Origin of the sequence: Fluviicola sp. (genome assembly GCF_039596355.1) — a bacterium.
Lineage (GTDB): Bacteria > Bacteroidota > Bacteroidia > Flavobacteriales_D > Crocinitomicaceae > Fluviicola.
Genome location: NZ_JBCNJW010000007.1, coordinates 121,680 through 133,547, shown reverse-complemented (window position 1 = coordinate 133,547; position 11,868 = coordinate 121,680). Strand labels below are relative to the sequence as shown.

General features: G+C 44.7%; 8 protein-coding genes. 6 read left to right on the top strand and 2 right to left on the bottom strand.

Annotated elements, in window-relative coordinates; translation table 11 throughout:
• The first annotated feature begins 227 nt into the window (after positions 1–227).
• Together ABDV94_RS13870 and ABDV94_RS13865 are read left to right on the top strand one after the other, a co-directional pair.
• Positions 228–2,966, top strand: a complete 2,739-nt coding sequence (locus tag ABDV94_RS13870; RefSeq protein WP_343747797.1) for a DNA gyrase/topoisomerase IV subunit A — start codon at positions 228–230, stop codon at positions 2,964–2,966.
• A 397-nt stretch (positions 2,967–3,363) separates the two neighbouring features.
• Entirely contained in the window at positions 3,364–4,542 is a 1,179-nt protein-coding gene (locus tag ABDV94_RS13865) for an ATP-binding protein (RefSeq protein WP_343747796.1), read from the top strand.
• A 79-nt stretch (positions 4,543–4,621) separates the two neighbouring features.
• On the opposite strand, the gene ABDV94_RS13860 is transcribed toward ABDV94_RS13865, so the two are convergent.
• Complete coding sequence (locus ABDV94_RS13860; protein WP_343747795.1) at positions 4,622–5,689, bottom strand: acyl-CoA desaturase; 1,068 nt, start codon at positions 5,687–5,689, stop codon at positions 4,622–4,624.
• A 257-nt stretch (positions 5,690–5,946) separates the two neighbouring features.
• Between ABDV94_RS13860 and rocD the strand changes: the two genes are divergently transcribed.
• The 3 genes from rocD (at position 5,947) to ABDV94_RS13845 (ending at position 10,122) form a co-directional block, all read left to right on the top strand.
• Positions 5,947–7,188 (top strand): ornithine--oxo-acid transaminase, encoded by a 1,242-nt coding sequence (rocD, locus tag ABDV94_RS13855; RefSeq protein ID WP_343747794.1) that lies wholly within the window; start codon positions 5,947–5,949, stop codon positions 7,186–7,188.
• A gap of 202 nt (positions 7,189–7,390) precedes the next feature.
• Complete coding sequence (locus tag ABDV94_RS13850) at positions 7,391–7,879, top strand: T9SS type A sorting domain-containing protein (protein ID WP_343747793.1); 489 nt, start codon at positions 7,391–7,393, stop codon at positions 7,877–7,879.
• On the top strand, positions 7,876–10,122 hold the full coding sequence (locus tag ABDV94_RS13845; RefSeq protein WP_343747792.1) for a carbohydrate-binding domain-containing protein: 2,247 nt from the start codon (positions 7,876–7,878) through the stop codon (positions 10,120–10,122). The genes ABDV94_RS13850 and ABDV94_RS13845 overlap by 4 nt, the downstream gene beginning before the upstream one ends.
• Positions 10,123–10,175: 53 nt before the next feature.
• Here ABDV94_RS13845 and ABDV94_RS13840 read toward each other — a convergent pair whose 3' ends face one another.
• Positions 10,176–11,126 carry an alpha/beta fold hydrolase gene (locus ABDV94_RS13840; protein ID WP_343747791.1) on the bottom strand — a complete coding sequence of 317 codons (951 nt, stop codon included), beginning with the start codon at positions 11,124–11,126 and terminating at the stop codon, positions 10,176–10,178.
• Between the two features lie 229 nt (positions 11,127–11,355).
• Here ABDV94_RS13840 and ABDV94_RS13835 point away from each other — a divergent pair, with 229 nt between their 5' ends.
• Positions 11,356–11,868: a LemA family protein gene (locus ABDV94_RS13835; protein ID WP_343747790.1), complete on the top strand. Its 513-nt coding sequence runs from the start codon at positions 11,356–11,358 to the stop codon at positions 11,866–11,868.

Sequence of the window (11,868 nt, the reverse complement as noted above, 5' to 3'; positions counted from 1 at the left end):
TAGCTGAAATAGAGCAAGTAGTATATCATGCACGAAAGCATGCTTATCAGGCTATTAATACTGCAATGGTGGAGGCATACTGGCAAACACTGTCTGCCAAATTGAATTGGTCGCATTTTTAGCTGGTTTTCAGCAAAATACCTTCCTTATTTACCTACGGAAGAAGAACTGATCGAAGAAATCGAAAGAGAAAAATTGAAGTTCAAACTAAATAATTAAGAACGGCAATGAGTGAAGACGAAATTGGACCGGTAGATCCGGAAAACGGACAGGAGGAAACGGGAAACGGAGGAGGAGATGAATCTTCTTTCGGACAGGATGATTTCAAACACACAGACGAAAACATTATTCCGCTGGGTGGTTTGTATGAAAACTGGTTCCTGGACTATGCTTCGTATGTAATCCTGGAGCGGGCTGTTCCTTCGTTGTTTGACGGATTTAAACCCGTACAGCGGCGGATTCTCCATTCCATGAAAGAACTGGACGACGGACGCTACAACAAGGTCGCAAATATCATCGGGAACACGATGAAGTATCACCCGCACGGAGATGCTTCCATCGGAGATGCTTTGGTACAGCTCGGACAAAAAGATTTATTGATCGATTGCCAGGGAAACTGGGGAAATACGCTGACCGGTGACGGTGCGGCTGCTCCGCGTTACATCGAAGCACGTTTGTCTAAGTTTGCAAGTCACGTAGTCTTTAACCCGAAAACGACCAAATGGTTGTTGAGCTACGACGGACGGAACAAGGAACCGGAAGATCTTCCGGTGAAATTCCCGATTTTGCTGGCACAGGGAGCAGAAGGAATTGCCGTGGGGATGGCCTGTAAAATCCTGCCGCACAACTTCATCGAATTGATTGATCAGTCGATTAACCACCTGAGAGGAAAGAAAGTGGAAATTTTCCCGGACTTCCTGAACGGAGGGATGGCAGATTTTACCAATTACAACGATGGTTTGCGTGGTGGAAAAGTACGCGTTCGGGCGAAGATCAAAAAGGTTGACAACAAAACGTTGATCATCAATGAAATTCCCTTCGGATGTACGACCTCTTCCTTGATTGAATCCATTATCAAAGCAAACGATAAAGGAAAAATCAAAGTCAAAAAAATTGAAGACAATACCGCTTCTGAAGCTGAAATTGTGATTCACCTCGCACCGGGAGTTTCTCCGGATAAAACCATTGATGCGCTCTACGCGTTTACCGATTGCGAAGTGTCGATTTCTCCGAATGCGTCGATTATTGATGGAAATACACCGCGCTTTATGGGTGTTTCCGAAATCCTGAAAGCGAATACCGACAATACCGTTCAGTTATTGAAACTGGAATTGGAGATTCGTTTGGCAGAATTACAGGCTCAGTGGCACTTTTCAACCCTGGAAAAAATCTTTATCCGGGAAGAAATGTACATCGACTTTAAGCTCTATTCCGATAAAGAGGGACTTTATAAATACATGTACGACCGCTTTAAACCGTTCAAAAAACAGTTTATCCGCGAGATCGTAGATGAAGATTTACAGCGTCTGACACAAATTCCGATGATCCGGATTACGCGTTTTGACTCCGACAAAGCAGACGAGTTCATTGCGAAACTGGAAGCAGAAATGGAAGAGGTGAAGAAAAATCTCGAGAACCTCATCGAATATGCCATTGAGTATTACAAAGACCTGAAAAAACGCTTCGGAGCGGGAAGAGAACGCAAAACCGAAATGAAGGTATTTGACAACATCGCCGCAACGAAGGTAATTATTGCCAACCGCAAGTTGTATGTGGATGTGGAAGAAGGATTCATCGGCTGGGGATTGAAAAAGACCGAAGCGGTGAATGATTGTTCTGAAATCGACGATATCATCATTTTCTTCAATACCGGGAAGTTCATCGTGACAAAAGTGTCCGAGAAGAAATTCGTCGGGAAGGGAATTGTGCATGCAGACGTTTGGAAAAAAGGCGATAAACGAACCATTTACCACGTGATGTACCAGGATGGAGCAGGAGGAGCAACCATGATGAAGCGCTTCTTTGTGAACTCAGTGACGCGCGATACGGAATACGATCTGACACGTGGAATCAAAGGCTCCAAATTGCTGTACTTCTCCGTGCACCCGAACGGAGAGCGGGAAGTGGTAACTGTGATGCTGCGTCCACGTCCGCATTTGAAACGTCTGCGTTTCGATATCGATCTGGGAGACTTGCTCATCAAAGGACGTCAATCAGCCGGCAACCGCGTAACGAAGGAGATTGTACAGAAAATCACGCAGAAAGAAGTGGGAGGATCTACACTGGCTGCGCGTAAGATCTGGTACGATACAGTGGTTGGTCGTTTGAACGACGAAGGTCGTGGAAAATTCCTTGGTTCCTTCAAAGGAGAAGACCGCATTCTGACCTTGTATAAAAACGGGGAATACCGTTTGTCGACATTCGACCTGGCAAACCACTTCGATGAAGACATGATTCATATTGAAAAATGGGTTCCGGACAGACCGATTTCTGCGGTTTACTACGACAGCGAGAAAGACTTGCATTACGTGAAGCGCTTTACCTGTGAGATCACGAGTGATAAGCGCGTTTCCTACATTTCAGAAGGTGAAGGATCCTACCTGGATTGTGTTTCAACGGCTTACAAACCGGTGATCCGCATCGTATACAACAAATTGCTGAAGGAAACGAAAAACCTTCCGGACAACGAAGTGTCACTGGCAGATTTCATCGATGTGAAGGGAATGAAAGCGCAAGGAAACCAGCTCACGAAGCTGAAAGTGAAAGAAATTGTGCTTACACACGCCATTGAAGGTGCAGAACCTTGGCCGGATGAAACGCCGCTGGAACTGGAATTGGATCACCCGGAGGACGAGCACGACGAAGCAGATTCCGACACAACTGATCATTCGGATGGAAGCCCGACAATCGAATGGGATATGACCGGTGATTCAGATGATGACCCGGATCAACCGAAATTGTTTTAATCAGGAAAAGGCAGATTTATGCTGCCTTTTTTATACCTTTTTTCCGATCGAAGGAGATGTGCAGCAGATGAGTTTTAGTTCTGTTTAAGCCCGGAATTTGCGGCGAAGTTCATCCGGAAACAGGTGAAGAATTCGGTATAGCAGGGAAATAAATAAGGTTATACTAAGGGGTATTATACTAAAAGGTATAATACTTTTCTGTAGAAGTGATGAGATGAATTTTTGTTGTTTCATGAATCGTTTATTGATGAGTCTCCAACTCAGCTCTTTTGCTTTCAGAATGCTTCATGTAGCGTAAATACAGGTATTGTTTTTCAGTCAGTTATTTTCTTTATTTTTTACCGTGAAGTATAAGGTTATATGCCCGAAAAGTTGTATCTTAAGGTAAAAATCCAACATGAACCACGAGAAATATTCACCTTTCATCTTCGGAAATACGGTAAGCGATAATGCGTATACCAACCGGGAAAATGAAGCCCTCAAACTCAAACAAAATTTACTGGGAGGAATCAATACCATCATCATCTCGCCGCGCCGCTGGGGGAAATCCTCGTTGGTAGAACGGGTGGTACTGGAAATCAACAAACATGAAAAACGTGCAAAAACAGTACTGCTTGATTTGTTCACGGTAAACAGCGACCTGGAATTTTTCGAAGTCTACACCCGTGAAATCATCAAATCGACCTCCACGAAATGGGAAGACTGGATGCACGATGCCAAAAAATTCCTCGGACAACTGGTTCCTACCATTCATGTGGGGGTGAATCCACACCTGGATTTCAACATCAAACTGGAAGCAGAGAAGGTGAAGGAATTTGCCGACGAAATTTTGAATCTTCCGGAGCGGATTGCCCTTGAGAAAGGAATCCGGATCATCATCTGCCTGGATGAATTTCAGAACCTGTCGAACATGTCCAATTACGAACAGCTGGAGAAGAAAATGCGGGCGGTTTGGCAGCGTCAGAAACATGTTTCCTATTGCCTGTATGGAAGCAAAAAGCACATGCTGGAAGACATCTTCAACAATGCTTCCAAGCCTTTTTACCGTTTCGGTGATTTGATGATTCTGCCGAAGATCTCAGAAGAATCCTGGGTGAAATTCATTCAGGCAAGTTTCCGGAAAAGCGGCAAGCAGATTACTAAAAACCTTGCCCGGACCATTCCGCGTTTGATGAAGAATCATTCCTGGTACGTGCAGCAGTTGTCGCATTACGTCTGGAACCAAAGTCAGACAGAAGCTTCGATCGATGTGGTGCAAAATGCCCTGAGTGAGTTGGTGTTTGCCAACCAGCCGCTTTATCAGCGCGAAATAGAAGGAATGAGTACTACGCAGGTCAATCTGCTGAAAGCCATTATCCAGCAGGAAAAGCAACTCACATCCGTAAGCGTCATGCGGAATTACACACTCGGAACGCCGCGAAACGTGTCGAAAAACCGCGCCATCCTGGAGGGAAGAGACATGATTCAGAAAAACGAAAACGGGTTGTATGAATTCCTCGATCCGGCCTTCGAGATCTGGTTCAGAAAGCAATATTTCGGCGTTTTATGGGACGTGAAAACCTTATTGGGAGATTAATTACGAATGCCGAATTATGAATGCTGAGCGGAGTCGAAGCATCAATTTTCCCTTTTAACTTTTCCCTTTTGAATTAATCTCACGCTTGTCCCAAACGCTTCATGTGTCTGAAATGAGAAGCCAAAGCCTTGCGGGTGCTTGGATAAGAGAAATAATCCACACCATATTCTTCACAGGTTTTAGCTACGATTTTTTGAATCGCAGGATAGTGAACGTGAGAAATACGCGGGAATAAGTGGTGTTCTACCTGGTAGTTCAGACCACCCACGAACCAGCTCACCACTTTGTTGTCGACAGCGAAATCACTGGTAGTTGCCAGCTGGTGAACCGCCCACTCGTTTTCTACGGTCAGCTCTTTACAGTGGCAGTGTTCGAATTCAACATTCTCAACCACGTGAGCCAATTGGAACACGAAAGACATGGTTAATCCGAGCATCATGTGCATCAAAACAAATCCAAGAATGGTCCAGCCAATTCCCCATACAAAAGCGGGGAGTACGAGATACAATCCGAAATAAATGATGCGTGTTACCCAGAACATGACGTGATCTATTGGTTTCATTTTTCCTACTTCAATGTTGAAGCGTGAACCCAGGATATAATCTTCGAAATCTTTTACCAATACCCAGTAAATGGTTGAAATACCATATAAGAATGGCAGATAAATATGCTGAAAACGGTGTGCTTTGTAGCGCGGTTGGGATTCGCACATGCGCAAAAACGGTGTCTTGGCAATGTCATCATCGATTCCATCTACATTGGTATAGGTATGGTGAACCAGGTTGTGTTTTTGACGCCACATGAAAGCATCACTTCCAAGCGCATTCATCGACAAACCGAAAAAGTAATTCACATTTTTCTTTTTGGAAAATGCCTCGTGACAGGCATCGTGCATGATGTTAAAACCTACCAAAGCCTGAACAAAACCAAGCAGAGAAGCCAGCAATAATGCGACATATCCCGGAATCGGAAGAAGCATGATCGTTAAATAAATGGCAATATAGGTCGTGATGATGATGGCGGTTTTCAAATACAATTTCCAGTTTCCGGAAGTCTCTAATTGGTTTTCATCAAAATAGGCTTGAACAGACTTGCGCAGCGTGGAAAAAAACTCGCCCTGCGGCTTGGAAAATTGAACTTTTTTCAAATGTTTTGAATTTTATCGTTGTGCAAAGCTAAAAAAATAATGATTCGGAAGGAGATTAATTGATTGATAAGTCAACGATATAGAAACGCTTATATTGTCCGGAACAAACAAATTTTAGATTGATTGCCGGGTTTTAAAAACCTGATTTTTTCTATATCTTTGCTGCTCCCAGGGATGATTTCTCTCCCGCGACCGCGAAGGAGGAAAGGATGATTGCTCTCCGTGACGAGTAATAATAAGCTTTAAAAAGTAATATTATGGTAACATTAGACAAATTGTCATCGGAAGATTTGATGCAATTGGAAGACCGTTATGGAGCGCATAATTACCATCCGCTGCCTGTCGTGCTTTCAAAAGGAGAAGGAGTGTATGTGTGGGACGTGGAAGGGAAAAAGTATTTTGATTTTCTTTCGGCATATTCTGCTGTGAACCAGGGACACTGCCACCCGAAAATCGTGAAAGCGTTGACGGATCAGGCACAAACCCTTACATTGACATCCCGCGCGTTTTATAACGACACGTTGGGAGTGTACGAAAAATTCGTTGCGGAGTACTTCGGTTTCGATAAAGTGCTTCCGATGAACACCGGAGCTGAAGCGGTTGAAACAGCGATCAAAGTGGCCCGTAAATGGGGATACGAAAAGAAAGGTGTGGCGGAAAACCAGGCTCAGATCATTGTGTGTGAGCAAAATTTCCATGGAAGAACAACCACGATCATCTCTTTTTCCAGTGATCCGGATGCAAACACGAACTTCGGGCCGTTTACTCCCGGATTTATCCGCATTCCGTATAACGACCTGGAAGCATTGGAAGCAGCAGCCAAACAACCGAATGTAATCGGGTTTTTGGTGGAGCCGATCCAGGGAGAAGCAGGAGTGTATGTTCCGAATGACGGCTACCTGAGCGGAGCAAAAGCAATTTGTGAAAAGAACGGGATTTTGTTCATTGCGGATGAAGTTCAGACAGGAATTGCGCGTACCGGAAAATTACTGGCAGTAGACCACGAAAACGTAAAACCGGATATTTTGATTCTCGGAAAAGCGATTTCAGGAGGGGTTTACCCGGTTTCTGCAGTATTTGCAAACGATGAAATCATGATGGTGATCAAACCGGGACAACACGGCTCTACGTTTGGTGGAAACCCGCTGGCGGCGAAAGTGGCTATGGCAGCACTGGAAGTGGTTCAGGACGAAAAACTGGCTGAAAATGCAGAACGCTTAGGGAACTTGTTCCGCGAAAAAATGAACGAAATCATCGGGAAAACAGACCTGATCGTAAAAGTACGCGGAAAGGGATTGTTGAATGCGATCATCGTAAACGATACGGAACAAAGTAAAACAGCGTGGAATTTGTGCGTGGAATTGAAAAACAACGGATTGCTTGCCAAGCCGACACACGGAAATATCATTCGTTTTGCTCCGCCGTTGGTGATGACTGAAGAGCAGTTGCTGGAATGTGTGGCAATCATCGAGAAAACCATCCTGGAATTTAAAAAATAAGCATTGATCTAAACCGGGAGATTGATCACCGGTTTTCAGAACAACACACTAAAATAATCGGAACCGTCTTGATTTTCAGGACGGTTTTTTGTTTTTAGGTGCGTAAAGGCATTATTTACCGCAACATTTTACTCCTTTACCGCAACTCAAAACGAGTTCATGGTATGTTAATGTAGTTTTAATCCAATGTTAATTTAATGCTATGAACTCTCCAGTACCCAAAAGCATGCGAATCCTGCTGGTCGTTGCCTCGACCACGTTTTCGTTTGCCGCGAATGCACAGAACATGAACATTGTTTCTTCCAATGGTACGAATCAGGTGATAGACCTGACGACCATTGAGAGCATGGTTTTCAAAAACGGGAATATGATCGTGAAAGACGCAGATTGCGGCGATCGCTATTTCAGCCAGTTTTTTGTGACGACCATTAATATCGGTGCTACCGCCGGTTTGAACGAATTTGCTGCGGCATCGGGAATCAACGTTTATCCGAACCCGGTTGCGGATCAAATGACGATCGTCAGAAACCAATCCGGGAAAGCAACCGTGGAAATTACAACACTGCTTGGTGAAAAAGTAAGTGCGTTTGACGTGTCGGATCAGTCTGTTTCGACCTCACTTTCCGGAATGACTCCGGGAGTTTATTTCCTGAAAGTAGATCAACAATGTATCAAATTTGTAAAGCAATGAAAAAGTACGTCTTAACACTGATTGTCGGTTTCGTGGGCTATTTCGCTGCTGCGCAAAACCAATTAAATATTCATACCGGAAGCGGAACGCAGTCGTTTACGCTTGCTGATGATGATAGTATCTATTTCGATGCCGGTCATACCAATATGTATCTGAACCATAGCGGAACGGTGACTTCTTTCCCGGTTTCGGATGTCATCAACATGGACTTCACCACGGTGAATGATCACAACGTGTACATCGTCTACAACGGCAACACAGCTACTGTTTCGAATCCGTTGGCTGGAAATGGGGTGGAAGTCACTGTCAGCGGAGCACACGTCACCGTGAATTCCATTATTGCAGATAAAGACGTTAACTTTATTTGTTCCGGAACTTCAGCCAACGGCGAATTCAAGATTTATTCGGAGTACCGTTTCAACCTGATCCTGGATGATCTGAGTCTGACGAATCCTTCCGGTGCAGCGATTAACAACCAGTCGAAGAAGAAGATGACCATTCATATGCTGAGCGGAGGAACCAACAGTACCTCCGACGGATTGAATTATGTGACTGCGACAGGGGAAGATCAGAAAGGTTCTGTTTTTTCAGAAGGAAAGGTTGATCTGATCGGTGGCGGACAATGGACGGTAACCGGAATCGGAGCTGATCAGCATGCGATTGCTTCAGACGAAGATTTTGAAATGCTCGAAGGAACGCTCACCATCGCAAGTGCGGTGAAAGACGGTTTACACGCTTCGGAAGGATTTTACATGAACGGCGGAAACCTGACGGTTCATTCGTCCGGAGATGGAATTGATGCCGAATCGGAGAACATCGAACTGAATTGCGGATCGATCAACATTGTCAGTACTTCGGCCGATGTGAAAGCCCTGAAATGTGACTCGATTTTCGTTATGAATGGTGGAAATCTGACCGTTTCAGTTGCCGGAGACCAGTCGAAAGGAATCAAGTGCGGAAGCCGCATGTATTTCAATGGTGGGCAAATTACGGCAAATACTTCCGGTGCGGCAGTTTTGTCAGCTTCCGGCTCCGGAACAGAACCGTCCTACAGTTCCTTGCTGTCTGGCGATAGTGCAATGTTTTTCAACGGAACGGAAATCACGTTAACAACCACGGGACAGGGTTCCAGGGGAATTTCCTGCGATGGAAATGTGACCATCACTGACGGAAGTATTACCATTACCAGCAGTGGGAACGGAGCAACGTATACGAATTCAACAGGAGTAACGGATTCATATCATGGCGCTTGTGTACGCGTCAACGGAGATTTGACCGTGTCGGGAGGAACAACCAATTTATCCAATTCCGGAAAAGGAGGAAAAGGAATCGACGTGGACGGAGCAATGGTTGTCGGAGACGGAACAAGTAATCCTGTTTTAAACATCACAACTACGGGAACATCTATCACGGTTACTTCCGGTGGCGGAGGCGGCCCGGGTGGTGGAACTTCAGGAACATACGATGAAGCAAAAGCAATGAAGGCTGATGGAAACGTAACATTGAACAGTGGTGCGTGGCACATTACATCCGCTGACGATGGAGTGAAATCCGGGGGAACAGTGACGATTAATGCCGGAGAATTGTTGATTACCAATTCAAAAGAAGCGATTGAAGCGCCGTTCATTACGGTAAATGGAGGAAATGTCTCACTTGTTGCTACAGACGACGGATTTAATGCGACTCATGGAACTGTTTCAGGAGGAACCGAATCAAACGATGGAAGTTTACTGAAAATTACCGGAGGATATGTCGTGGTAAGTACAACCGGTGGTGACGGGATTGATAGTAACGGAAGTATTCAAATTTCAGGAGGTACAGTGATCGTTCACGGTCCGCAATCATCCCCCGAATTGGGAATGGATTACAATGGAACGTCAACTGTTTCCGGTGGATTTGTAGTGATTTCCGGCCCGGGACAACAAATGCTCCAGGGATTCAATACGACTTCAACGCAACGAAGCTTTATTCTGAAGACGAGTTCTACCATTGCAGCAAATACGCTGTTCCACGTGATGGATGCGTCAGGTAATAAGTTGTTTACGTTTAAACCGGTAAGAGGTTATCAAACGATGGTATTCTCTTCTCCGAACATTACAAACGGAACGCAGTACAAAATTTATACGACCGGTTCTGATTCCGGAACAGAAGCAAATGGCTTGTATACGGGAGGAACGTACACTCCCGGAACTTTGAAATCAACGTTTACTGCAACCAATACGGTCACAACGGTCACGTTCTAAATTTCCATAAATGATTTTAAGTCCCCGTTCGGTAAGCTGCTGAGCGGGGATTTTTAGTTCCCGGAATGGTGTTGATCCAGCCAGTTTTGAATCTCAACGAAGACCTCCTGTTTCACGTTTTCATTCAGGATTTCGTGCCGCATTCCGGGATAGAGGATCAGGTTGACATCTGAAAAACCATCCTGTTTCATGTGATTAACGGTTTGTGTGACTCCTTTTCCGAAATCCCCGATCGGATCTTCGGCGCCGCTCACGAATAGGAAAGGAAGGTCTTTCCGGATGTTGTTTGCCCAGTTTGTTTTCGTTGATTGAATGTTTAAAGTGAGTAGGGTGTGAAACCCGTTATTGGTAAACGGAATCCCGCACAATGCGTCTTTCACAAAAGCCGTTCGGTTTTCTTGATTGACACTCAGCCAGCTCGTTTCGGATGCATCCGGATCGCCTTTGAAGCGTTTGTTGTTCAGGTTGTTGAAAAAACGGTTCAGTCCGATACTTCTTTTTTGCGACGCCAGTTTATTCATGATGGAAAAGACAAACTTTGCGATCGGAGCGATGGCTTGTTTTCCGCCCGTTCCGGTAATAACAGCTCCGTTGAACCGGTGATGTGCTTGCTGAAGCAGACAGCGGGTGATAAACGAACCCATCGAATGCCCCAGTACAAAATGCGGAATCTCCGGAAAGTCTTTCTCTAATAAATCAGCCATTTTTTCAGCATCATCCACTACGCGCTTGGCTGCCCTGTCCGGATGAAAATAGCCGTGATGCGCTTTGGAAGCCGCCGTTTTTCCGTGTCCTGCATGGTCATAGGTCAGAACTGCATACCCATTTTCTGCCAAAAAACGAGCAAATTCGGCATAACGTCCACTGTGTTCCTGCATTCCGTGCAGGATGAGGATTGTTGCTTTTGCCGGTTTTCCATCGGGTTGAAACAAGGTGTAATAAATAGCTTGTTCCGTTCCTGCACCGGGTATTTTAGCGGTAAATCCTTCTGTTTGTTTGACCATCTTGTTTTGTGTTTTGTAACGGATTGTTCCTGAAACGGGAAGATAATGATAAGATTCGGATGAAAGTAATGGAGAGTGTTTTTATTGGTTTTTCACTTCTGATTTTACTGGGAATTGGTATCTTTCAAAACCACCCACAACGTCCCGAAATACTCCCAAATTAAAAATCACCCTGAAATTTTCAGCGAATTTTTTGGACTCTGCTTATCTTCGGCAAAAAATACCTGATATGCTATTAATAATTATTCCGTTGGCTTTAATCCTGGTTTTTCTAATTGCCGTTGTTGTCATCAAAAACGGATTGATTGCCAAAGAAAACCAGGTTGAAAATACCTTTGCCTCTTTGGATGTGATGTTGAAGAAACGCTTTGACCTGATTCCCCAGCTCACGGCTTGTGTGAAAGGCTACATGGAACACGAAAGTGAATTGCTGCAAAAGCTCACTGCTTTACGTTCCGGTTCGAGAGATGCGGAAGCACTGGCACAGGGAAATCATGATTTGAAAGACCAGTTCAACCAGTTTTTGATCAAGGCTGAGGCGTACCCGGATTTGAAAGCCAGCGACCAGTTTATGATGTTGCAGCGTAGTATGAACGAAATGGAAGAGCAATTGTCAGCAGCGAGAAGAACGTACAACATGTCTATCGAGATCTTCAACAATGCCGTGATGCAGTTTCCGTCTTCGGTCATCGCGAAGCGTAATAACATGGAGAAGAAAGAATACCTGAAATTTAACGACTAA

Coding starts and splice junctions, on each gene's coding strand:
- ABDV94_RS13870 (WP_343747797.1), top strand. CDS start 228: ATGAGTGAAGACGAAATTGGACCGGTAGATCCGGAAAACGGACAGGAG.
- ABDV94_RS13865 (WP_343747796.1), top strand. CDS start 3,364: ATGAACCACGAGAAATATTCACCTTTCATCTTCGGAAATACGGTAAGC.
- rocD (WP_343747794.1), top strand. CDS start 5,947: ATGGTAACATTAGACAAATTGTCATCGGAAGATTTGATGCAATTGGAA.
- ABDV94_RS13850 (WP_343747793.1), top strand. CDS start 7,391: ATGAACTCTCCAGTACCCAAAAGCATGCGAATCCTGCTGGTCGTTGCC.
- ABDV94_RS13845 (WP_343747792.1), top strand. CDS start 7,876: ATGAAAAAGTACGTCTTAACACTGATTGTCGGTTTCGTGGGCTATTTC.
- ABDV94_RS13840 (WP_343747791.1), bottom strand. CDS start 11,126: ATGGTCAAACAAACAGAAGGATTTACCGCTAAAATACCCGGTGCAGGA.
- ABDV94_RS13835 (WP_343747790.1), top strand. CDS start 11,356: ATGCTATTAATAATTATTCCGTTGGCTTTAATCCTGGTTTTTCTAATT.